The sequence below is a fragment of the Microcystis sp. LE19-131.1A genome (assembly GCF_027532015.1).
Lineage (GTDB): Bacteria > Cyanobacteriota > Cyanobacteriia > Cyanobacteriales > Microcystaceae > Microcystis > Microcystis ichthyoblabe_A.
In genome coordinates this window covers 1-22373 of record NZ_JAPZSS010000011.1, presented here as the reverse complement: position 1 = coordinate 22373, position 22373 = coordinate 1, and the positions used below count along the sequence as shown (strand labels likewise).

Genomic DNA, 22373 nt, shown 5'->3' with positions numbered 1-22373 from the left:
CTGATAACTGATAACTGATAACTGATGCAAGGCTGACAGCTAATATTGATATCGATCGCGATTTAGGACTAGGGTGGCATTTTTAGCGACAAAATCAATAATTTTTTTGGCCACATCCACACCAGTGGCCGCTTCTATTCCTTCCAAACCGGGAGAGGAATTCACCTCGATAACCACAGGCCCGTGATTAGACCGCAATAAATCCACACCCGCAACCCGTAAACCCATGGCTTTAGTGGCCCGTATAGCCGTACTGCGTTCCTCTGGGGTTAATTTTATCTTTTCTGCTTTGCCACCGCGGTGAAGATTAGAACGAAAATCCCCTTCGGCCCCCTGTCGCTTCATCGAGGCTACCACTTTTCCATCGATGACAAAACAGCGCAGATCTGCCCCACTGGCCTCTTTAATATACTCTTGTACTAGAATATTAGCCTCTAATTGCCGAAAAGCTTCAATAACTGACTTGGCTGCTTGATCGGTTTCCGCTAAGACTACCCCAATACCTTGGGTTCCTTCTAATAATTTAATCACTAGAGGGGTGCCGCCGACGGTTTCGATTAAACCATCGATATCTTGAGTTGCGTGAGCAATTCCCGTCACCGGTAAACCTATCCCTTCCCGAGCGAGGATTTGCAGACAACGCAATTTATCCCGCGACCGAGAAATTGCTTGCGAGTCGTTGGCAGTAAAAACATTCATCACCTCGAATTGTCGGACGACTGCGGTTCCATAGAAGGTTTTTGAGGCGGCAATACGGGGAATAATTGCATCGAAACTCTCTAAGGGTTTACCGTTATAGACAACCGTGGGTTTATGGGAGGTGATGTTCATGTAACAGCGCAAATAATTGATCACTCGTACCTCATGGCCTTGGGCTTCTCCCGCCTCTTTCAGTCGCTTGGTCGAATAAAGGGAAGCGTCTTGCGATAAAATAGCGATTTTCATAAATTTTCGCTTAAATATTGCTTTTACAACTGAATAGCTCCTTATTTCCCCATATTGACTTTTTTTGCTGGCAACTCATAAAATTTCTGTTCTCGATCGAAGTCCATCGATTATTATGGCGCTGACAGTTCCCTTTGAACAGTTAGATTAAATGAAAAGTAAAAAAGAGCAAGCTTAAGACTAGATTTGTTTTTGTCGTCAGGCTCAGTTTAAGTAGCTGGTTATAATTAAATTAAAAATGGATTTGAGGTTCGATCCCCCCTGCCCCCCTTGATAAGGGGGGTGCCGATAGGCGGGGGGATCTGAAAACTTTTAACACCTACCTACTTAAGTTATAGTTTTAAGTATTTAATTGACTAACAAAGACTAGAGAAGGAGCAAAGGGAAAAAATGTCAATTAATCAATACAATTTTGTTACGGTTTTGCTACTAGAGATGATCGATCGGCTAGAATGATAAGGTGATCAACGATAATAATTATGACTTTACTGGCGAAATCTTTAGAGGAACTGACCGACTGGGTAAAAGACCAGGGACAACCCGCTTATCGGGGGAAACAATTACACCAATGGCTATACGAAAAAGGGGTGCATTCTTTGGCGGATATTTCCGTATTCCCCCAAGAATGGCGCAGCAAACTGGCGGATTATCCTATCGGTCGTTCCCTTATACATTATCGCAGTGTAGCACCCGATCGCACTCGTAAATATCTGCTAAAACTGGCGGATGGTTTAATTATCGAAGCGGTAGGAATTCCTAGTGAAAAAAGATTAACAGTCTGTGTTTCTTCCCAAGTGGGTTGTCCCATGGCCTGTGATTTTTGTGCCACGGGAAAAGGGGGTTTTACTCGTAATTTAAAAGCCTATGAAATCGTTGACCAAGTATTAACAGTACAGGAGGATTTTCAACAGCGAGTTAGTCATGTGGTATTTATGGGGATGGGGGAACCTTTATTAAATATTCCCGAAGTGGTGACAGCGATTCATTCCCTCAATCAAGATGTGGGGATCGGTCAGCGTTGTTTAACGATTTCTACCGTGGGATTACCCCATAAAATCAAGCAACTAGCCGAACATAATTTACAAGTAACTTTTGCTGTTAGTCTTCATGCTTCTAATCAACAAGTTCGAGCTAAATTAATCCCCAGTGCCGACCATTATCCCCTAACTGATTTGATTCAAGACTGTCAGGAATACGTTCAAATCACGGGACGAAGATTGACATTTGAATACATTCTTTTAGCGGGAGTGAATGATTTACCCGAACACGCAAGGGAATTAGTTAAACTGGTGAAAGGGTTTCAGTCTCACGTCAATTTAATCCCCTATAATCCCATTCAGGAGGTGGATTATCAACGGCCTGATGAAAAGAGAATTAAGGCTTTTAAAACTATTTTAGAACAGGAAAAAGTCGCTGTTACTGTCCGTTATTCGAGAGGTTTAGCGGCCAATGCAGCCTGTGGACAATTGCGATCGAGCGTTATGGTACAATAAACAGGCGTAAATCGGCCATTAACTAGGGTTGGCTGAATAAATCTAAAAACCTTGTTGGGTAAGACGTTTAGACTTTTGGAAAATCAAAAAGTGCCAGCCATTGGAGGGATCGGGGGGAAATTTCAGGGGAAAAGTACCTTAAAATAAAACCCTACACCCTACACCCTACACCCTACACCCCACACCCTGGCCCCACGAGAAACTTTTTGCCGCAAACCCTAACTAGATTGCTAGTCTCCCTGCTAGGCTAAACTAGAGAACTATAACATCAATGTCGGAGCCATTTCGATGCAAAGTCTCTCTAGTGCCAAAGAAAATCGCCTTTTTGTCTATGAAGTCGTCGGTTTGAGTCAAAATGACAATACTGATAACCTAGATTATTCTATCCGTAAGAGTGGCAGTGTCTTTTTAACCGTTCCCTATAGCCGCATGAATCAAGAAATGCGTCGGATTACCCGTTTAGGCGCTCGCATCGTCAGCATTAAACCCTTAAACGCTGCTGCGGCCGAGTAGTTCATAAAATAATTATTGCTAATATCTGTCCCCCGCTCTTGTCCTCATCAGGCCAACCAGGGGGATTTTTAGCATAAACGGGAAAAAGTAACATAAATCTTAATAAAAAGTAAAATGCTGCAAATGTGACAGATTTTAACCAGAGACTTAACCTATCCTATCCAAAAGGATAAAAGCGATGTCTGTGGTTTTTTTAAGATAACTCTCAATTAGGCCTAGGTGTAGTGTACCGATGGTAGGCTAAACTATGGAACGATTATCGTGACTTGAGTTGGGAGTTATATTTAATGTACAGTCCGAGTACACTAGCGGGAAACCGTTTATTTGTTTACGAAGTGGCGGGTCTCAATCAAAACGACAATACTGACAGCTTGGATTATTCAATCCGTCAGAGTGGAAGCGTGTTTTTCACGGTTCCCTACAGTCGCATGAATCAAGAAATGCGTCGGATTACCCGTTTAGGTGGTCGTATCGTCAGCATCAAACCCTTCAATGGGATTGCCCCCGTAGCAACTGTTTCTAGTGCCTCCACACCACAGCCAATCGCTCAATCATCGCCCGTCCCCGAACAGACCAAGAAAAAGGCCATGACTCAAGCGAAAGAAAAAACAGATATCCCCGTCAACATCTACCGTCCGAATCAACCCTTTATCGGCAAATGTATCGAGAATTATCCTCTCGTTGATGAGGGGGGTATCGGCATCGTACAACACGTCACCTTTGACCTTTCTGGGGGCGATTTACGCTATTTAGAAGGGCAAAGTATCGGTATTATCCCCCCGGGTACCGATGCTAATGGCAAACCTCATAAATTGAGACTCTATTCGATCGCCTCCACCCGTCATGGTGATAAATTAGACGATAAAACCGTATCCCTCTGCGTGCGTCAGTTGGAATACCAACACCCAGAAACCAAGGAAACCGTTTATGGGGTTTGTTCCACCCATCTCTGTAATATAGGGGTGGGGGACGATGTGGCTATTACTGGTCCCGTGGGTAAGGAAATGCTGCTACCGGGTGATGAAGATGCCACTATCATTATGATGGCCACCGGGACGGGAATCGCTCCCTTCCGAGCTTTCCTCTGGCGGATGTTCAAGGAACAACACGAAGATTATAAATTCAAAGGTCTAGCTTGGTTGATTTTCGGAGTTCCCAAAACGGCCAATATTCTCTACCAAGAAGAATTAGAGAAAATCGCGGCGGAATTCCCCGATAACTTCCGTCTCACCTATGCCATCAGCCGGGAACAGCAAAATCCCCAGGGCGGCAGAATGTATATTCAACACCGGGTAGCCGAACACGCTGACGAAATCTGGAATCTACTCCAAAGTCCCAAAACCCACGCTTATATGTGCGGACTGAAAGGGATGGAAGATGGTATTGACGATGCTATCAGTGGTGCTGCTGCTAAAAATGGCGCTGATTGGTCTGTCTATCAGAAACAACTGAAAAAAGAACATCGCTGGCACGTAGAAACCTACTAAACCAGAAAGGTTCTCTGAAAATTTTTGGGGGTGGGCATTGCTCACCCTTTTTGTCTTGGCTTCGGTTAAGATCAGTTTCTTAAAAGGCTTTTAATAAAGATGAAATTCTCTCGACGCTTTTTTCCCGTTTTCCTTGCCCTCTGCTTACTGTTTATTTTGCTGCCCCAGGCCTGGAGTTTTACTAATAGCCAAAAACAAATTCTGGCAGATTTAAAAACAGCCGAGATTATTTATCTGGGAGAAAGGCACGATAGTCAAGCCGATCATCAGGCCCAATTAGCTATTATCGAGTATTTACAGGCTAATAATCCCCAAATAGCGATCGCTTTCGAGATGTTTCAACGTCCTTACCAAATCTATTTGGATCAGTATTTAGCCGGCAAAATTAGCGAAAATCAGTTAAGAGAAAAAAGTGAATATGACCAACGTTGGGGATTTGATTGGGAATTTTACGCCCCGATCCTACGCTTGGCCAAGGCGAAAAAACTACCATTGATCGCCCTCAATACACCCACGGAAATCACTAGAAAAGTGGCACGAGAGGGATTAGAAAGCCTCTCCACCTCAGAAATGACCTACATTCCCCCTAAAAGCGAAATAAACCAGGATAACGAGGAGTACCGTCAACAGATCTTAGCCGTTTATCAGCAACACACGGGGGGCAAAAGTCAGGGATTCGATCGCTTTTTTCTGGCACAGGTCCTCTGGGATGAAACCATGGCCGATGCGATCGCTAAATTCTGGCAAGCTCATCCCGAATATCAGATCATCGTCCTAGCAGGAAAAGGTCATATTGCCTACGGTTACGGCATTCCCAGTCGAGTCCAAAGAAGATTAGGCGATCGCGTCATCCAGCGTTCGGTTTTCTTGGGAGATGCTCCTCAATCATCACCGGAAGAAACCAAAAAACCCGCCGATTATTTTTGGCAGGGGCAAAATTAAGCCAGTCAGGAGCTAGGGAGCAAGGGATGATAAGCTAAGATGCCAGTCTTTAAATTTAGTAGATAATAAGTCTGAAAAACTGAGGCTATTTTATGATTAATTTAACCTGTCAAGATACCGAAACACTCGATCGCATTTTAGCTGTTACTCGTGCCGTCGGTTGGGGTGGTGCTAAAATTCTCCAATCCTACCACCGGGGTGAACAGGATTTAGCCGTCAACGAGGAAAAAAAAGGCGGACCAGTGACAGCGGCGGATTTAGCGGCAAATCACTATATTTTAGGGGAATTACAAACAAATTTCTCTGATATCGACTTTGGTTATCTAAGCGAGGAAACCCATCAGGGGAATGAAGCTATCCCGAAAGATTGGGTATGGATTATCGATCCTTTGGACGGAACCCGCGATTTTATCGACAAAACGGGAGAATATGCCCTACATATCGCCTTATGTTATCAAGGAAGACCGATCATCGCCGTGGTTGCCCTACCGGATCAAGAAAAACTCTATTTTGCCCAAAAAGGAAAAGGTACTTTTCTAGAAACTAGCGACGGAAATATTACACAGGTAAAAGTTGCCAATAAAGATAAAATTACCGATCTCTATCTGGTAGTTAGTCGTACCCATCGCGACCAACGTTTTGATAATCTATTAAGTCAAATACCCTTCTTCGGTAAAAATTATGTGGGCAGTGTGGGCTGTAAAATTGCCACGATCCTCGAACAAAAATCCGATGTTTATATCTCCCTATCGGGGAAATCGGCGGCTAAAGACTGGGATTTTGCCGCCCCAGAGTTGATTTTAACGGAAGCCGGCGGCAAATTCTCCTATTTTGACGGTCAACCCGTGCGCTATAATCGCGGCGATGTGCGGCAATGGGGGGGGATCATGGCCAGTAATGGTCCTTGTCATCAACAACTTTGTCAGTTGTCCACGGCAATCCTCGCCCAAATTGATGCCACTGTCTAATTTCTGCTCTCTTATTCTTTGTGTGATCGGTTTAACTTATATAGGAGCGATCAATCTTTGTGTCCTTTGTGTCTTTGTGGTTCGTTCTAGTCCTTCGCCGGCGGTACTGTATCTTAGAATACATTTTACCCACCAAACCCAAGAGAGCTTAATTTCTGCCCCCTAACCGAGAATCAGAGATCGGTAGAATGGAAAAAAACCAGATCGAGCAATGTTACGGTTAAAAACTTGGCAAGGGTTGATTTTAGCAGTTCCGATCGCCGCCGTGGTGATTTTTCTGATCGTGGCCGCCAGTGTCCAGATCAATCAATGGGGTTTGAATTGGATTTGGGCAGTTTTTACCCTGATTTTTGTTGCTTGGCGCTTCCTGTTGGTCAAATGGACGCGCCCAGCAGTCGGGGAAATTGAAGCCGCCATCGAGGAAATTAAGGCAGAATTAACCCCTGCTGAGGGTGATTCCGGGGGCAATGTTGAGGAAATTATCGAGAGGATTATCGTCGAGGCCCGCAATGATCGCCCGGTTTGGGAAGATTGGGCGACTTTTTGGCAACGCTGTCAGGATTTGGTCAGTGCCATCGCTCATATATATTACCCCGATGTCAAGTACCCCTTATTAAATATTTACATTCCCCAGGCCTACGGTTTAATTCGGGGAACTGTGGATGATAGCGATCGCTGGATGCAGAATCTTTCCCCAGCCCTGAATCAAATCACCATCGGCCAAGCCTATCAGGCCTACGAAGTTTATCAAAAATTGCAACCCTCGGCCCAGAAACTTTGGCAGGTCTGGAATTGGGCGCAATGGGTGATCAATCCCGCTGCGGCTGTGGCTAAAGTGGCCAGTCAAAAGTACAGCGATCGAGCGGATCAGCAATTATTAGTCAATTTAGGGCAAGTTTTGCGGGAAAATGCCCTAAGAAATCTCTCTCGCCAAGCGGTGTTACTCTACAGTGGCGGCAATCTCGCCCCAACTCTCCCCACGAAGACCAAAATCGCCACCACTACTCTCAAGGAAATTCTCGCCCAAGCGGAACCGATCACGGAAATCGATCGCCAACCGGTTAATATTCTGCTGGTTGGACGCACCGGGGCCGGCAAAAGCAGTTTAATTAATACTCTCTTTCGGGCCGATTTAGCCCAAGTGGATCTATTGCCTAGTACCGACGCGATCCAATCCTACCATTGGCAAACCCCAGAAGGGGACGAGTTAATCCTCTGGGATACCCCGGGCTATGAACAGGCAAATCGGGCCGATGATCGGCAAAAAGTTCTAAATTATGCCAAAAACGCCGATTTATTAATTCTTGTCACCCCCGCCCTCGATCCCGCCCTGGCCATGGATGAGGCTTTTCTTAAAGATTTGCAACAAACTATTGACAATTTACCAGTTATAGTCTGTGTTTCTCAAGTCGATCGCCTGCGTCCGGTGCGAGAGTGGCAACCTCCCTATAATTGGCTGACGGGAGAAAGTCCCAAAGAAGTCAATATCCGCGAATGCTTGCAGTACCGGGCGGAATTATTCGAGGATCTCTGCGATCGCATTTTGCCGATGGTCAGTCAACAGCCAGATAGAGAAGCTTGGGGGGATGAGGAGTTATCAATCGCTTTACTGGGGGCAATTTCGCCCGCAAAACAGTTGCGTTTAGCCCGTTTTTTAGCGGATTTAGAAACTCGAACCCTGGCAGCGGCGAAAATAATCGATCGCTATACTTTACAGATGGCCACGGGACAAGGTTTAACGGCCCTATTAAAAAGTCCTATTCTAGGTTTTATCTCTACTTTAGCCACGGGAAGACCGACTTTAGCCTATCTTTTAGCCGAACAAATTCCTGTGGAACAATTACCGGTAGCGATCGGTAAATTACAGATGGCCTACGAGCTTTCTTCTCTCTTGAATACGGAGAATAAAAGTTTTGATTTATTGGCACTTTGGCCAATACTATTAGAAAATTCTAGCACTGCCGACAGGGAAGCCTGGGCCTGGGGTCATGCTCTGGTAGAATATTGGACAAAGAACCTATCGATCGAACAGTTCCGGTCAAGTTATCAGGGGTATTTAGAAACGACAAAAACAGGCCTCTAACCAGATTAATTAAGCTAAAACTTTATTCCACAGCAATCATCACATCAGAGGATTTAACCAAACCCCATAGACTTATTTTCCCACGGCAAAGCCTAATTTTTCCGCCGCTTCTTTGGTAATAATCGAGACCATCTCTATTCCGGAGGCAATTTCCACAATAACCTCACCATTAACTGCCCCCATTTCCAACTTATTCAAAAGGATTAAAATCCTCTCTAAACTCTATACAAATACGACTTCTATCATCCAAAAAAGTAAAACAGGATTCTTTACCGATAAGTGAATGAACCGCTCTTCGATTGTCAATAGTAGCGTTAGCTGAAATTTCATTAATATTCATATTAACAATACTAACATAATCACTATTCCAAAGAATTTTAGCAAACATTATTCCTTGACTGACTTTCATTAGTCCTGCACAGAAAGGGTCACTCCTCACTAATTTTCCTTGTTGGTAAAAACTGCAGCTTGCCAAAAAAGGGAAATAAGATTTTTGCTCTGTTTCATACAAGCATAACTGACTTTCATTATCGAGAAGAGTAAAACAATATCCTTTTCCTTGAGGATTATCTGAGCGAACAGCCGGTCGGTTATTGACCATTACATCAATTGCAGATCTATTAAAATCTCCTTCATAAGTTGTCACTGTATTATCTTCCCATAAAATTGCTCCGCTATAAACGCCTTGAGACATGGAACTATGCACTAGACAAATGCCAGACGGTTTTATTACTTCCTTTTTTTTGATAAAACTACAGGAATACATAAAGGCAGAATCAGAAGCATATACGGCAGGAGGGTCACTCAAAAACAGACAATTTAACCCTACTAAATATGAGACCATTAATAATAGTTTCTTATCCATGATTAAAACCACTCCGATCAACAATCTTTAACTAGCGGCAAAAATTCATATATTTGACTAGCCAATTATATTATTACCATATTTTGGGAGAAATAATCGCCGCATTTTCCCAATCATCATCAAAAGGAAGCGCATCGGGATCTGATACTAAATTCGTTGAGTAACGCACAGAAAACGGGTTTCTCCGAGAAACCCGTTTTCTACTCATGCAAAAGGCAAAAAGGGGAATAAATAATCAGTCTTTAATAACCAGATTTAGTATAACAAAGCATTAGCCTCGATTTCTAGATCGCCCATCGATTTAACTCGCTTCCAATCGGTTAAATTATTAATATCTAAAGTTATGTCTTTGGTCTGAGGGTGATATAGCTGTAGCTGGTTTACCAAATCCAGATACTTCATTGTCTAAATGATAAGGCTCCGGATTCTTCTTTGGATTATGACGCACAGAGTTCCTTTCAGTTGGAAGAGCCAAAGAAGCGCTGGGATCTTTTGGATTGTTAACTTCCTCTGTCTCATTTTTTGAATCACTGGTCATAACTAAACAATTAGTAGTTGTCTCTGTTCATTACCTTTTTGCAGTATTAATTGAGTATCTTCCTCCGTCTCATTTTTAGTTTTAGCATATAAAGCCATGAGTTTTAATCCTTTACGAATGACTTCAGACTCTGTTAAGTCTAGCTCTTTAGCTATTTCTTTAAGATATTCAGAGTCCTTTTGACTAAGATTTACTCGAAATTGTCTGGTAGCCATTTTTTTTTGTTAATTTAGTGAATGGATTGTATCGATTCACTGATAACTGATCACTAAGGTCGAGAAGAGCCATTTTTACCATTGAGGGCTATAGTAGGGTCAATTCATGAATTGACCCTACAGTCTGATTTAAGGGTTGTCATCGTCCTTTCTTATAGATGTCCATAATAGTCTGCCTTTAGAAACTTAGCATCCTAACTACAGTATCCTATCTTACCCTAATTACACCAGATATGTCAAGCAATTACACCAGATATGTTAAGCAATTACACCAGATATGTTAAGTCAACATAAACGAGTCCTGACGGTACTTAATGGGTGCAATAGGTCAAATACCATCGACTTATCGACTTATTTGCTATTAAAAAGCTATTTTTCGCAAATTTTAACTAAAATAATCTTAGGTTTTATTCATCATTAGGTACAACAGGGGGTATAATAGGGTATTTAGTAGGTGGTATTATATATACATATATGCAAGGCATAGCAATGGGTGTAATGTGGGTATATTGTGGGGTTTAATAGATACCACAGTGCTGAGTTCCTATGGTATGATAGTTCCATCAACTTTTAGATAGATAAAAGTATGGCAGACACAACTAAACAAGTGAGTATGCTAGAATTGGAGTTAGAAGATGATCTAATCAGACAAATTGAAGATGTAGCTGATTCTGGTTGTTTTTCAAAAGATGAATTATTACAAAGTATTTTAGAAGCATGGAGATATCATCAGGCCTATATACATAGACTTGAAAATATGGTTCAAATAATCAATATTAAGTAATTCGATTTGAGGGTAATGTGGAATGATTACTATCAAATGATTACCTGCTTATTGTTTTGAGCTAACAAAAAATTTTATCACTATTTTCTTGAACAACAGTCTATTAAACTTTCATAACAAGTAACCCTGAGACAATTATCATTTTTAGCAATTATTGAGATGTTAATTTATTGTAAGCAGGAATAATCGCCGCATTTTTCCAATCATCATCAAAAGGAAGTGCATCGGGATCTGACAAAGCATTAGCCTCGATTTCTAGATCACCCATCGATTTAACTCGCTCCCAATCGGTTAAATTATTAATATCTGGGGGATTATTTGTTATATTTATCCTTCCTAAAGCTGGTATTTCCATAGGTGGTGGCCAGTGCAGAACTACAGTGATATACTAAGGATAACTTGATCAATACTTTCTAGGGAGATTTTGCTATCAATTCCCAGAAAGTATCGAGGTTTAGGTTTTGCGTCCGAGAAAATTAATAATCTGGGGACTAATTTCTTTTGACCAATGTTCTTGGGGATAGTGTTTCGCTTCCGCGAGGGGGATTAATTCCACTCCTGATTTAGTAGCTAATTTTTCAACGGTGACAGAAGATAACCAAGGATCCCCCATTCCCCAGACAAAAAGGATAGGTTTTTCAAAGTTCTCTAAACCTGTCTCAATTTCTGCCATAGTTTTCGATAGGTTTAAATTGCGAATCGTGGCCAGTAAAGCGCGACCCACTGCCGAAGTTTTTAGATAAGGTTGACGGAAAATAGCCAGATCTGCATCACTAATCACAAAACCGCTACCAGTTTCTAAAGTACGATCGACTAATAAGGGGTCTTGAGTCGCCATATCTCCGAGGAAAGGTAGCCCCCATTGTTTCATTATCCAGGGTAATTTAACATCACTGGAGAGGGGAGTATTTAAAACGATCAAGCGCTCAATTTTATCAGGATTTTCTAGGGCGTATTGTAAACCGACGGAGGCTAAAAAACCCTGGACAATCAGGGAGATTTTCGGCAATTGGAGAGCTTGAATAAAATCGGCCAAGGCTTGACAAAAAGCGCTAGGTGTGTAGGCGAAATCTCTGGCATCGGGTTTAGCGGATAAACCGGAACCGATCCAATCGGGGGCAATAGCATTAATGTTATATTCTTCTAAACTGGTCAATAATTCCCGCCAAATATAGCCATGGGCGGGTAAACCATGGAGTAGGATCACGGGGGTTGTGTCCGGTTGTTGAGCGGGGTTAACCTGTCGATAAAACCACTTGAGAGAGCCGACTTCGAGAAAATTTTCTAAAATAGCCATGGTTAATGGGGGATTAATAATCATTAACCATTGTCTAACGTCTAGGAACCGATCGCACCGGCAAATTTCCCACCCCGGCAGTTATAGGGAGCTTGCGTCGAGACTTTGTGCTTCTCCGGGGGTTAAGGGTAAATGAAGACCGCATTCTTGTTTTAAACCCTTGAAACGGGTGTCTCGTTCGTTGCTATCATCGGCGGTTAAAGGCCGACTGGAGTGCCAATCGCCGACGGAGACATAACCCAGATCAAAATAGGGATGGTAGGGAAGATCGTATTTAGTCAGATAGTCGTAGATGGTTTTGGCATTCCAGTCAAGGATCGGTAATATTTTGTAACGTTCGCCCTGTTGATTGACCCATTGGAGAGTTTTGCGGTGGTCGGTTTGGTCGCGACGTAAACCCGCTAACCAAGCGGTGGCCTTTAATTCCTTCAGGGCCCGTTGCATCGGCTCCACCTTGCGGATTTTGTCGTAGAGATTGAGGGAGTCGAGATCGTTATTTGACCACAATTTACCGTGGATTGCTTCCATGCGGGCGGGACTGAGGGGAGATTGATAAACTTTCAGGTTTAAATGGAGGCGTTGGCTTAAATCTTCGGCAAATTGATAGGTTTCCGGGGGAAGATAGCCGGTATCGATCCAAATGATGGGAATATCGGGGATAATTGCGGTGACGAGGTGCAACATCACCGCCGCTTGAATGCCGAAACTGGTACTCATCACCAAACCTTCCCCAAAGGTGGCCGCGCTCCAAGCGACGATTTCTGCGGCGTTAGCGGAGTCAAAACGTTGATTAATTCTGGCGAGGTCGAGGGATAGAGGGGAGGAAAAAGACCGGTCGGCAGTGGCGATGAAGGCGGTTTCTAGGGCCTGTGGATGAGAATTAAGCAAGTGTAAATCTGGCATTCTGGCTAAGATTTAAGGTGTACAGTAGCGGCGGATACTGATAGAGTCCAATCTATCCCTGTGATTGGATTATAGCATTGGGCCATCGGCCCGTTCTAGCTATTCCTTTTCCTTTTCAGAGCCGGGTTATTCGATCGAGGATAATGGAACTATCAGACCTCAATTGTATCTTAGTCGCTGATTTCAGGATAATTGGACTCTCAGCCCCGCTACTGCTAGAAAAGTTACTATTTAGTAATTTTTTACTTTAAGTTAAGAAACTTATCTAAGGCTAGAACCATATTCGGCGGCCAACGGCGCACGCTTTTTACCCAATCGAGGTCTTGATAGCGGGTATCCATACCGACGGCGGCTACCCAATTGCTTTCTGCTTCTCCCTGTTGTCCTTGGGTCCATAAAACGGCGCTTAAGGCGGCTCTGACATCGGGGAACATGGGGTATTTGCGGGCAATATTCCGCATTTTTTGGACTGCTTCGGGATATCTGCCCAATTCGTACAGGGCCAGGGCCAGATTAGCTTGCGCCCAGGCAAAATTCGGGGCTAGTTGAGTAGCTTGGCGATAGTCTTTGACGGCGGCTTCCCAGTCCCCTAAACCGCCCTCAGCGTTGCCGCGATTGTTATAGGCAAAGGCATCATTGGGATCTAGTTCTAAAACTTTATTATAATCGGCGATCGCTTCTTGATATTTGCCTTCTCCCTCTAAAGCGGTGCCGCGATTGAGGTAGGGATCGGGGGCATCGGGGGCAATGGCGATCGCTTGGTTAAAATCAGCGATCGCATCCTCTAATTTATTGAGACTAACTCTGGCATTGCCGCGATTACTCCAGACGGCGGGGTTAGTGGGGAATTTGGCGACTAATTGGGTCCAATAGTTTTCGGCCTGGGCGTAATCACCTTTTTCTGTGGCTTCTAGGGCTTTTTCGGCGATAACTTCCCCTTCTCTAATCTGTTCTTCGCTAATAGTCGGGCTATCGGCATAAGCCGCTATGGGTAGGGCAAAAAAGAGCAATAGACTCAATACACAAGCGGTGATCCAACGCATAATTACTTCATAATTTGTTACTTAATCTTTTCTCAATCTACCCTACTTAGGTGAACTCTGCCCTAGATAGTCTTGATAGCCTAGTCGTTGAAGATTGCTTTGTTTTTCGAGGACGGAATCGGTGAGGGATTGACGATAGGCGATAACTTGCTCTAAAAGATCAGCATTACCGGTGGCGAGAATTTGAACCGCTAAAAGTCCAGCATTTTTGGCATTACCGATCGCCACCGTGGCCACGGGAATGCCTGCGGGCATCTGTACAATTGAATAGAGAGAGTCTAACCCTTGTAAAGTGCGCGTGACTACGGGAACTCCAATCACGGGTAAGGGGGTTAAAGATGCTACCATCCCGGGTAAATGGGCAGCACCACCCGCTCCAGCGATAATCACTTTTATTCCCCTTAAATGAGCGTTTTTGCCGTATTCAAACATTTTTTCGGGGGTACGATGGGCCGAGACGATGGCGACTTCGTGGCTAATCTGAAAAACCTCTAAAACTGCGATCGCTTCTTTCATGGTGGGTAAGTCGGAATCACTGCCCATAATTACACCCACTAGGGGCGCTGCTGTCACCATAGTTACTAGAAAATAATTTTGCTTTTTAATCTTATAGCAGGGTTTGTTATTTTGTCTTCAAACCCTACTGATCAGATTTCCCCTAAATTGCATCGGGATCGATGCCTAATTCTCGCAGTTTTTGTGCTAATTTTTCCTTAGCTTGTCGTTCCCTTTCTTTTTCTAAAAAAACCTGTTCTTTTTCTAAAAAAGCCCGTTCTTTTTCTAAAAAAGCTTGTTCTTTTTCTAAAAGAGCCTGTTCTTTTGCCTGTCGTTGCTCTAATTCCGCTTCTTGAGGAGTGGGGACTAATTGACCATCGCCGGTAAAATAACGCAGTTTCCGGTCAAATATCCCTAAATATAATCCTAACTGTTCACTCCACAGATAACCCCGGTCATTGGGAGAAATGGCTTGATATTGTCCCCCAATTAGTCTAAATCCTTGCAATTCTAAAGTATTAGGATCGAACCAAAAATAATTAGGAGTGCGAAAGGTATTCTGATAGAGAATTTTCTTGTTATTGCGGTCAATATTGGCCGTAGAATCGGAGAGAATCTCGACAATTACATCGGGATATTTACCCTGTTCTCCCCAAACTACCCAACTTTTGCGGGGACGTTTTTCGGTATCTAAAACCACAAAAAAATCGGGACCACAGAAATCACGTTTTTTTAGTTGTTCCGCGTTGTAGTAGATAGTTAGATTTCCCGAAGCGTAGTAATCACTCCTCTCGCGCCATAATAATTCTAGACAACTAAGGAGAATGATGATCTGTTGCAGGTGTAGATCACTTTCCAAGGGTGGTTCATCACTCCATAAATCTGTGGGGGGACAGGCAACTTCTGGGATTATGTCTAGGGCTGTCATGACTTTTTCCCGGTATTTTAGGATTGATTAATTATAGCTTTTTCTCACTACTTTAGAGATGGTGCTGGGAGATTTTAACCAATAACTTAGGAACTTGCGTGGGAATAATATCCCAGCCAGAAAATCGCTCTGTAGAAGAATCAGACCAGCCAGATGGCATATTATCAAAGCGCAAGTCCCTTAGCTGCGGAGGCTCTCGAAGGCTCTCCCCCTACTTAGAGTGATCAGCAAACCTGATCGATCGGAGGGCGCAAGCATTGCACCCCTACAGTAACGGATTTTGTCCACAATGTAGGGGCGAACTGCGTTCGCCCAAAAGGTAGATTATCAAAGCGCAAGTCCCTTAATCCTATACCTTGACCGATCGCCGTTTCTAAACTAAAGCCTGACTGCAAATAATGATGGGAATTGGTTGCTCCTCACCTTGCAAGCGGCGGCGATCTAACCAGTCCCGCATCTCATGTTGGCTGTATAATTTCTTCAGTTCGCTAAACAAAGCTTCTCCTGTCAGGCTACGGCGCTTAATCAGGTTTAACTCGCGCTTGAGTACAGTGGTAATCGGTTGGCGAAAGGCCTGTTCTAATAGGTTAACCTGCTTACGGATTTCTTCATCCTGAGTGGTTTTAAACAGCAGTCCCAATTCTCGCAAGATGTAGCGCTGTGCTTGAGTCAGAGAACGGCTGTACTCCCGTTCCGATTGGCGGTGTTGGACTTCTTGGGCAAATTTAACCTTGACTTGCATCACTGCTTGGTTGTAATTTTTGGGCAGCGGCAGTGCTGCTTCTTCTGGGTTAGTTTTGAGCATTCCTAAAATGCGGGCAGTATCTTTTGATATGATCTCTCCCTGTTCATCGAGCCAATATAATTGCTGGTAGCCCTTCCAATCTTTGCGGTTAGGGTAAGAAGCTTCACAGAAGACAATTATGCCCTTATTGAGAGAAAAGCGAGCCGTTCGGATGCCGTGAGGCAGGTTAGCTATCCGTTCGTATTCAGCCGGATTTTCTCGCTGGATTTGTCTGAGAATTTCTTCCGCTTCATTGAGGTCGAGAAATTCTCCCTCATCTTCAAACAAACTTAATTGATGACTACCACTTTTTTCATAAATTGCATACATAGCCTCTTCGTTAAGCTGTTCCGTTGGGTCAAGAATTGCCGCATCCTCACCGATGGTTTCGTGAATTTCTTGAATGCGGTTTTTGAGTTTTTGCCGTAATCCTAGATTCCGCTCCAATCCCGTCTCTGGGAGAAAATTAAAGCCGTAAACCACATCATTCTCGCTGCCAATCCGATCAATCCGACCAAACCTTTGAATAAGTCGGACGGGATTCCAATGCAGGTCATAATTAATAATCAGGTTGCCATCTTGTAGGTTTAAACCTTCGGCTAAAACATCGGTAGCAATTAAAGTTTTGATTTCCGACTCTCCCGGGGTCAATTTATAGTATTTGTTGGCTTTGGGGGCAAATCTTCCCACTACCCGCGCCTTATCTTTATCGCCACTGTAGATGACTTCTATATCGTCTCGATCGCCGTTAGGATTGAGGTTTTGATATAAGTAAGAGGCGGTATCAGCATACTGAGTAAAGATGAGGCACTTGCTATCCTGCAGCGGGGGTTTATTCAACCAATTTTTGAGAGTTTGTAATTTAGCGTCTTTGTCTGGGGTAATTGGCTCAACTAAGTGCAAAATTTTCTCTAGCAATTGGATGTCATGCTCAAGATGTTTGTGCAATCTTGTGGCATCAAAATCAGCTAGATCATACTTCCCAGATGCCTGACGCAAAGCATCGATAATGTCTTGTTCTTCCCCATTGTTTGGCTCATAGAGAATTGCCTGAGCTTCTTCTCCGGCGGGGATAATTCCTTGGCATAAGGCTTCTCGAAAGCGTTGATGGACTTGCAGTAATTTCTTAACAGTTTGTTGGAAGGCATAAACGCTAGATTCAAAGCGTTTGAATAACAGAACTCGCATCAGTCCTCTTAGATTTGCTCCCCCAGTTTGTAAACTGAGTAATGGTTCTTGTTTGCGCTTATTTGGTAATACATAATTCCCCAAACCATAACGAGCATAGCAAAGTTCATTTTTACGAGGGTTGGCTGGTTGCTGTTGGCGAGATTTCCCTAAATATTGGCGCAGTTCTTGGTAAAGTCCTTGATAGGTATCTTCAATACTATATTCAATGGTTTGTAGTTCTCTTTTGGGAAAAAACTGATGCTTACCACCCACAATAACGTAAGCGCGTTGATTTCCGTTTAAATAATCCTTGAAATTGTCTGCATCTACGGGTTTATGAGTCTTGGCATCAAAGCCGTACCAGCGTAAAATGTGGTTGCGGGTGCGCCGGATCAAGATGTTAGATAACAAGTCAGGTAACTGTTTTTCTCCTTTCTCTACTAATCGAAAATACTCTTTTAGATCGGGCGGATCTATGGGAAAATCTGTCTTATCATCTTGATGAAAAAGCTTAATCTGATGGTAAATATCCCAAGCACTTTTATTGCGAGGAGTTGCTGTTAAAAAACAGCATTGTCTCCCGGCTGCTAAAAAGGCTTCGACGATTTTATATCTTTGGGTTGCGGCATTCCGCAGGTTATGACTTTCATCAATTAAGATAAAATCTCGATCTTTGTATTTAAAATCTTCTAATAAAACTCTGATGCCACTGGTTTCATCTTCCCGCAGCAATCCCATCGATAAAACGCGGGCGTTAAGTTGATAAATTTCGTTGTAGCGTTCCCACATTTCCACCAGTGGCGCTGGACAAATAATTAAGGGGCGGGCTTTTTCTACTTGTTCAAAGCGTTTGACAATGGCAGCACCAATAAAGCTTTTTCCTAGTCCTACCACATCGGAAACGAAACAACCCCCATACTCGCGGATGAGTTTAACAGCTTGGTTAACTGCTACTTTTTGAAAGTCTGCTAGTTTCTCGGTAATTTCGTTATCTATCATCATTTCACTGGCAGTTTCTTCTGTCAATCGATCGCGCACGAGCATATAGAGAGTTTTCATATAGATGTCGTAGGGACGTACTGGCATCATCGCCCAAGACTGTTTTAAAGACTGCATCAGTGTTTCATCAAATTCTGTTGCTTCCTGCCAAAGTTGATTGAACCATTCTGTTAAACTGGCGTGGTTTTCATTACCGTGAACGATAACATTAAGTTCGGTATTGTGGGAAATTCCTGATAAAGTAAGGTTAGAAGAACCAACGATAGCAAGGCCTTTTTCTTGACGTTCCAAAGGTTGTCCCTGCTGGTTATAAATTGTCCCGTAGTCGAAGATATAGGCTTTAGCGTGGAGTCGCCCTTTAGTATAAACTCGCACCTGAAGGCGTTTTTCTTCAATCATTTGAACCAGATTTTTTACTAAGGTTTCTGCTTCATCTGTTTGGTCCATCAGTTCGACGCTGGAACGAATATTGTCGGCGGTTTCTGTTGCCATCTGCTTGCGTTCTGTCCGTTTGGGGTATTCTTGTGCCTCTAGATGGTCTTTAATTAGTTCTAAGCGGCGGTAGCCTTCTGCTAGTTGTTCGATGGTTTCCCTGCTGCTGGTGTTGCCAATTAGGAGGCGCATTTGTGGGATGGTGGCGAGACGAGGTGCGATCGCAGTAAAGCCAGAGAGGAAGAAGTAACCGACGGCAAAATGAGCGGCTTCTGAAGAGTGAAGAATTTGGTTGATGTTATCGACTAATTTTTGCTGGCGATTGTCGATGATGTCGTGGGTAGGCATAGTTCGATTTTTTAATTTTAGGGCTGTAACCAGTTTTCTATTACTAGATTAGAAATATTTTCAAAATGACGAGTATTATCGGTTACTAAAATATCCTGCCGAGAACGAGCAACGCTTGCGATTAAAGCATCTAACTGTCCTGTTGGTTTGCCAATTTTTCTAAGTTCAGATTGAATTTTGCCAAATTCGATTGCAGCTTGTTCATCAAAAGCTATTATCGGTAACTGGTTGGCAAATCTGGTTAATGTATCTAAGTTACGTTCTAGCTGAGTTGAGCAATAAACTCCTTTATATAGTTCCCCTAAGACTAAAGTGGACAGGTAAGATTCCTGATACTTAAGTCTAAAATGTGAAACGACCGTCAGATTCCCTTTGAGAATGGCAATACAGATGTTAGTATCCAGTAAATACATGAATTTTCGGCTTAATCATCGAATTTAATTTCCACACCTAGATCGGCATGGCGCTCTCGGTCAATTTCAGAAAATATATCATCGAGTTCTGGTTGATTTTTCCATACTCCAATAAGAGTTTCTAAGTCTTCCCACAATAATTTTTTTTGAATTAAATTATCGGGGATTTCCAGAGAAATTTTTACGCCATTAGGAAGAGATAAATCCTCTAATAGCTCGATAGTATTGCCTTTGATAATTCCTTGTATTTTCATGGTAGTTTAGGATAAAGCTTGCTCAACTAAGACGGCAGTTTCACGATCCAGAATAGAGAGAGTTTCTTGAATTAATTCTATTGGTAATTCTAATGTTTTATAATTTGTTTTTCCATTTTATTTGTACTCCTAATTAATGGCATATTCTGTGAATTTTCGTTTAAATGGAGAGTGAAATCCGATGACAATATCTGTTTTAGGAATTCCTAGTTTAACTAACTTTTCAGCTACTGAAATTTCTGTGTTGTTCTGTTGAATATAAACTTTGTTGTTAATAATATCTAAATGTAAAAGACATCCATAAATCCAATGATTATTATGCCAACCAACTTGTACTAATAAATAATGTTTTCTCAGATCGTCAAAGATTATTTCTAGGGAAATTTCACTAGACTGCTGAATTTTAGCTTGTTCTTCAATTAGGGATTTAACTAATTCACTGTAGTTGATTGCCATTCTACGATCTCCTCTATTTCAGGGTTATAGACAATAATTTTGATTTGATAATGTTCTAGAATTCTTTGAACAAAACGGCTATGACAAAACACTTCATAAGTATCATTAGGGATGGCTAAGTATAGGGTTCTATCAGGTTCAATTTCTGAAAGAGCAAAACGGTAGTTAAGATATTGTCCACAGGCTAAATGTAGTTCTGTAACAATTGAATCTCTTAAGAAACTTTTGATTTCAATGGCAACTTTTTCTCGTTCTTTTTGTGCTGCAATAACTTTTTCTGCACCTAAGTCCACATAAAAGTTAACATCTTCAAACTCTAGGGTAAAAGGATCATGGGTAATCGTCCAACCTGCTTTTATGAGTGCATTTCGGACAGCATGGTGAAAGGTATCTTTAGCTGGCATATCCTGATTTTAGCAGGTTTTCCTAATTTTAGCATCTTGTAACAATCTTAAGGTTCACAGTCTAGGAAATCCTTCTTGTTATTTCTCCTCTTCTGTGATGATTTCAGATACCCGACTTCTTTAAGAAGTTGACTTCATTTTCCATTGTAGCTTAAAGCCGTCCTAAAAGGACGGGGTTTTAAACCCAAATTTTCGATAAGATAAGTGTAGGTTAAAATTAAGGGTATGAGGGTTCGTGAGGTTATCCGTCGCCTAATTGATGATGGTTGGTTGCAAGTTTCGCAAAAAGGAAGCCATCGTCAGTTTAAACACCCTGTCAAGCTGAGTAAAGTTACCGTTCCTTGTAAACTGTCAGATGATATACCTATCGGAACTTACAAAAACATTCTACGGCAAGCTGAATTGGAGGGTTGAATGACTGAATTGAATAGTATGGTTGTGGTTAAGGATAACGCTATTGAAATAGAGCGTCAAGAAGAGTTAAAAGAATTCCTCCAAGAACAAGAACAACAGGTTCTTGAGCAATTCAAACCGGGTACATTCGGATGTCATGAGTTACTTGACAGAACAGCGATGGTTAGTGATTCCTTGGAGCGTTTTATTGTTTCCCATCCAGCTTGTGTACAAAACCCTGAATGGTACGCTCTAGCAAGACAAGCTGCTGAGGCTCTACATATTCTCTATCAAAAAGTTGGTGCAGTGCATCTCAAGGGAGACTAAGGTTTTGACTAGCAAGAGAGGTTAAGTAGGTAGGTGTTAAAAACTTTCAGATCCCCCCGCCTATCGGCACCCCCCTTATCAAGGGGGGCAGGGGGGATCGGACCTAAAATCCATTTTTAACTTAATTATAACCAGCTACTTAATAAAGAAATCGAAATTGTTTTCCTCAACTTAATCTACTAATTTTGCTTAAGTATTTTTTTGTTTAACATAGTTCTGTGATGATTTCAGATACCCGACTTCTTTAATAATTCGGGTATCTAACCCCTTACAATCCATACAATGCCGCTACTCTCTCATCTATCTCTTTCTCCCATTCTTCACAGTTAACTCCTTTGGCATCTAAGCATTTTTGTACTAATTTGATGATGGGTTCTTTTTCAGATTCAGAAGCGGGAGGGATGGGGATTTTGGCTACATATTGACGTTTAAATCTCAAATAACTTCCTCTTACTTGCGCTCCTATTTCTAGGAAATATTTATAAACAGAAGAAGAATTTAGAACACCTAATAAATATAAATCATTAACAGGAATCATAAATGAGGTCATATCAAGGTAAGTTCCAGTGAAATCAAGAGTAAATCTAGACTCTTTAGCAATATCCGGAAAAACAATTTTGGGTTTTTCAAATTCTGCATAGTAAGCAACATTGTCTTGGATTTCATACCATTGATAACTGCCCGGTTTACGTCCTCTTGATTCCCTGCTACTACTCTTAGGCATTAAATCTAATTTCCATTGCTCTAAATATTTTTTGGCTCTTCGTTACCCTTTATGCTAAATCAACATACAAGATGCCAAGATAACATACTTCTAACCCAAAAATTCCGAAAGTTTCTAAAGCCATAGCCTCTCCGTTTTATTAGTTTAAGTTTATTGTTGATTCCCTCGAC

The 22373-nt window shown here is 42.3% G+C and carries 27 protein-coding genes; 10 read left to right on the top strand and 17 right to left on the bottom strand.

Annotation, left to right across the window (positions count from 1 at the left end):
• Positions 1-39: 39 nt before the first annotated feature.
• On the bottom strand, positions 40-945 hold the full coding sequence (gene rimK / locus O9323_RS00715) for a 30S ribosomal protein S6--L-glutamate ligase (RefSeq protein ID WP_002776181.1): 906 nt from the start codon (positions 943-945) through the stop codon (positions 40-42).
• Between the two features lie 479 nt (positions 946-1424).
• Here rimK and rlmN point away from each other — a divergent pair, with 479 nt between their 5' ends.
• The 7 genes from rlmN (at position 1425) to O9323_RS00685 (ending at position 8431) form a co-directional block, all read left to right on the top strand.
• A complete protein-coding gene (rlmN, locus tag O9323_RS00710; RefSeq protein WP_288124542.1) occupies positions 1425-2438 on the top strand; it encodes a dual-specificity RNA methyltransferase RlmN in 1014 nt (337 codons plus the stop codon).
• A 288-nt stretch (positions 2439-2726) separates the two neighbouring features.
• On the top strand, positions 2727-2951 hold the full coding sequence (cpcD, locus tag O9323_RS00705) for a rod-capping linker protein CpcD (protein WP_002732223.1): 225 nt from the start codon (positions 2727-2729) through the stop codon (positions 2949-2951).
• A gap of 287 nt (positions 2952-3238) precedes the next feature.
• Positions 3239-4438 carry a bifunctional rod-capping linker CpcD/ferredoxin--NADP reductase PetH gene (cpcD/petH, locus tag O9323_RS00700; protein ID WP_004158734.1) on the top strand — a complete coding sequence of 400 codons (1200 nt, stop codon included), beginning with the start codon at positions 3239-3241 and terminating at the stop codon, positions 4436-4438.
• A gap of 99 nt (positions 4439-4537) precedes the next feature.
• Positions 4538-5380 (top strand): ChaN family lipoprotein, encoded by an 843-nt coding sequence (locus O9323_RS00695; RefSeq protein WP_288124541.1) that lies wholly within the window; start codon positions 4538-4540, stop codon positions 5378-5380.
• A 92-nt stretch (positions 5381-5472) separates the two neighbouring features.
• Complete coding sequence (locus tag O9323_RS00690) at positions 5473-6348, top strand: 3'(2'),5'-bisphosphate nucleotidase CysQ family protein (protein WP_004158732.1); 876 nt, start codon at positions 5473-5475, stop codon at positions 6346-6348.
• Positions 6335-6514 carry a hypothetical protein gene (locus O9323_RS22475; protein WP_002776187.1) on the top strand — a complete coding sequence of 60 codons (180 nt, stop codon included), beginning with the start codon at positions 6335-6337 and terminating at the stop codon, positions 6512-6514. The genes O9323_RS00690 and O9323_RS22475 overlap by 14 nt, the downstream gene beginning before the upstream one ends.
• Positions 6515-6559: 45 nt before the next feature.
• Positions 6560-8431 carry a GTPase family protein gene (locus tag O9323_RS00685; protein ID WP_004158727.1) on the top strand — a complete coding sequence of 624 codons (1872 nt, stop codon included), beginning with the start codon at positions 6560-6562 and terminating at the stop codon, positions 8429-8431.
• Positions 8432-8503: 72 nt separating this feature from the next.
• Here the strand turns inward: O9323_RS00685 and O9323_RS00680 are convergent, their stop codons facing one another.
• The 3 genes from O9323_RS00680 to O9323_RS00670 all read right to left on the bottom strand — a co-directional run bounded on the left by O9323_RS00680 (position 8504) and on the right by O9323_RS00670 (position 10049).
• Positions 8504-8629: a TOBE domain-containing protein gene (locus tag O9323_RS00680; protein ID WP_288124539.1), complete on the bottom strand. Its 126-nt coding sequence runs from the start codon at positions 8627-8629 to the stop codon at positions 8504-8506.
• Positions 8622-9296: a hypothetical protein gene (locus tag O9323_RS00675; protein ID WP_288124538.1), complete on the bottom strand. Its 675-nt coding sequence runs from the start codon at positions 9294-9296 to the stop codon at positions 8622-8624. The genes O9323_RS00680 and O9323_RS00675 overlap by 8 nt, the downstream gene beginning before the upstream one ends.
• A 540-nt stretch (positions 9297-9836) precedes the next feature.
• Positions 9837-10049: a hypothetical protein gene (locus O9323_RS00670; protein ID WP_159251481.1), complete on the bottom strand. Its 213-nt coding sequence runs from the start codon at positions 10047-10049 to the stop codon at positions 9837-9839.
• Between the two features lie 586 nt (positions 10050-10635).
• Between O9323_RS00670 and O9323_RS00665 the strand changes: the two genes are divergently transcribed.
• On the top strand, positions 10636-10833 hold the full coding sequence (locus tag O9323_RS00665) for a hypothetical protein (RefSeq protein ID WP_002762603.1): 198 nt from the start codon (positions 10636-10638) through the stop codon (positions 10831-10833).
• Between the two features lie 151 nt (positions 10834-10984).
• Here the strand turns inward: O9323_RS00665 and O9323_RS00660 are convergent, their stop codons facing one another.
• The 11 genes from O9323_RS00660 to O9323_RS00610 form a co-directional block, all read right to left on the bottom strand.
• Positions 10985-11188, bottom strand: coding sequence for a hypothetical protein (locus O9323_RS00660; protein WP_288124537.1), 204 nt, complete (start codon positions 11186-11188; stop codon positions 10985-10987).
• 99 nt (positions 11189-11287) lie between these two features.
• The gene (locus O9323_RS00655; protein ID WP_288124536.1) at positions 11288-12154 is read right to left on the bottom strand and encodes an alpha/beta fold hydrolase; all 867 of its coding nucleotides are present in this window, start codon (positions 12152-12154) and stop codon (positions 11288-11290) included.
• 57 nt (positions 12155-12211) lie between these two features.
• Positions 12212-13033 carry a phosphoadenosine phosphosulfate reductase gene (gene cysH, locus O9323_RS00650; protein WP_193978027.1) on the bottom strand — a complete coding sequence of 274 codons (822 nt, stop codon included), beginning with the start codon at positions 13031-13033 and terminating at the stop codon, positions 12212-12214.
• 242 nt (positions 13034-13275) lie between these two features.
• Positions 13276-14076 (bottom strand): tetratricopeptide repeat protein, encoded by an 801-nt coding sequence (locus O9323_RS00645; RefSeq protein WP_002776201.1) that lies wholly within the window; start codon positions 14074-14076, stop codon positions 13276-13278.
• A gap of 42 nt (positions 14077-14118) precedes the next feature.
• Positions 14119-14652 (bottom strand): 5-(carboxyamino)imidazole ribonucleotide mutase, encoded by a 534-nt coding sequence (gene purE / locus O9323_RS00640; protein ID WP_002802634.1) that lies wholly within the window; start codon positions 14650-14652, stop codon positions 14119-14121.
• 82 nt (positions 14653-14734) lie between these two features.
• Positions 14735-15499 (bottom strand): Uma2 family endonuclease, encoded by a 765-nt coding sequence (locus O9323_RS00635; protein WP_288124535.1) that lies wholly within the window; start codon positions 15497-15499, stop codon positions 14735-14737.
• Between the two features lie 373 nt (positions 15500-15872).
• Positions 15873-19232, bottom strand: coding sequence for a helicase-related protein (locus O9323_RS00630; RefSeq protein ID WP_288124534.1), 3360 nt, complete (start codon positions 19230-19232; stop codon positions 15873-15875).
• A gap of 17 nt (positions 19233-19249) precedes the next feature.
• Entirely contained in the window at positions 19250-19645 is a 396-nt protein-coding gene (locus O9323_RS00625; RefSeq protein ID WP_002734590.1) for a type II toxin-antitoxin system VapC family toxin, read from the bottom strand.
• Between the two features lie 11 nt (positions 19646-19656).
• On the bottom strand, positions 19657-19899 hold the full coding sequence (locus O9323_RS00620; RefSeq protein WP_288124533.1) for a hypothetical protein: 243 nt from the start codon (positions 19897-19899) through the stop codon (positions 19657-19659).
• Positions 19900-20028: 129 nt separating this feature from the next.
• On the bottom strand, positions 20029-20355 hold the full coding sequence (locus O9323_RS00615; RefSeq protein WP_004158691.1) for a XisI protein: 327 nt from the start codon (positions 20353-20355) through the stop codon (positions 20029-20031).
• The gene (locus O9323_RS00610; RefSeq protein WP_002776212.1) at positions 20331-20759 is read right to left on the bottom strand and encodes an element excision factor XisH family protein; all 429 of its coding nucleotides are present in this window, start codon (positions 20757-20759) and stop codon (positions 20331-20333) included. Before O9323_RS00610 ends, O9323_RS00615 begins: the two co-directional genes overlap by 25 nt.
• Positions 20760-20984: 225 nt before the next feature.
• Here O9323_RS00610 and O9323_RS00605 point away from each other — a divergent pair, with 225 nt between their 5' ends.
• Entirely contained in the window at positions 20985-21173 is a 189-nt protein-coding gene (locus O9323_RS00605; protein ID WP_149978456.1) for a type II toxin-antitoxin system HicA family toxin, read from the top strand.
• Complete coding sequence (locus O9323_RS00600; RefSeq protein ID WP_288124532.1) at positions 21174-21479, top strand: hypothetical protein; 306 nt, start codon at positions 21174-21176, stop codon at positions 21477-21479.
• A 268-nt stretch (positions 21480-21747) separates the two neighbouring features.
• Here O9323_RS00600 and O9323_RS00595 read toward each other — a convergent pair whose 3' ends face one another.
• A complete protein-coding gene (locus O9323_RS00595; RefSeq protein WP_288124531.1) occupies positions 21748-22203 on the bottom strand; it encodes a TaqI-like C-terminal specificity domain-containing protein in 456 nt (151 codons plus the stop codon).
• Positions 22204-22262: 59 nt separating this feature from the next.
• Positions 22263-22373, bottom strand: a 111-nt coding sequence (locus tag O9323_RS00590; protein WP_071784045.1) for a transposase, incomplete at its 5' end; no start/stop codon positions are given.